2 protein-coding genes are annotated in these 633 nt (G+C 68.6%); both read left to right on the top strand.

Annotated features, from left to right (window positions below; genetic code table 11):
- Positions 1 to 368: protein phosphatase CheZ (locus K9U40_RS23215; RefSeq protein WP_282892431.1), on the top strand; the 368-nt coding region annotated here is incomplete at its 5' end.
- 111 nt (positions 369 to 479) lie between these two features.
- Positions 480 to 633 (top strand): EscU/YscU/HrcU family type III secretion system export apparatus switch protein (locus tag K9U40_RS24895; protein ID WP_432715938.1); only part of this gene is annotated, 154 nt, incomplete at its 3' end.

Below are 633 nucleotides of genomic sequence, written 5' to 3'. Positions count from 1 at the left end.
CCGCGGTGGCCAAGGGCGAGATCATGAACTTCCTGCACGACGTGGAACGCGTGACCAAGGAAGCCGACGTGCATCTCACCGAGATCATGATGGCGCAGGACTTCCACGACCTCACCGGCCAGGTGATCGCGCGCGTGGTGAGCCTGGCGGGCACCATCGAGCAGCAGCTGGTGCAGCTGCTGATCCAGACGGCGCCCCCGCAGGCCCAGGCGGCCATTCCGGCGCCGGCACCCGCTCCGGCAGTTGCCGCCGTGCCCGAACCCCGCCGCGAGCACCTCGCCGGCCCGGTGGTGGACCCGGAAAACACCCCCAACATCGTCTCCAGCCAGTCGGAAGTGGACGACCTGCTGGCCAGCCTGGGCTTCTGAACGCCCGGCGGGAGGCCGCGCGCCCGAATAAGCGCCTCCCGGGCCGTCTATTCGCGCTTTAGATTTCGGAGCCCCTCACGACAATCGGCATGACCCCTCCGTCATGCCACCATGGACTCCTCCAGCCAAGACAAACAACTCCCCGCGACCGAGCGCAAGCTGCAGCAGGCGCGCGAGGAAGGCCAGGCTGCGCGGTCCCGTGATCTTTCCCACCTCGCCGTGCTCGGCATGGGCGCGGTCAGCACCTACGCGCTCGCTCCCACAC

This window comes from Xanthobacter autotrophicus (assembly GCF_030015065.1).
Classification (GTDB): Bacteria; Pseudomonadota; Alphaproteobacteria; order Rhizobiales; family Xanthobacteraceae; genus Xanthobacter; species Xanthobacter autotrophicus_D.
This window is presented reverse-complemented; position numbering and strand designations above follow the sequence as displayed.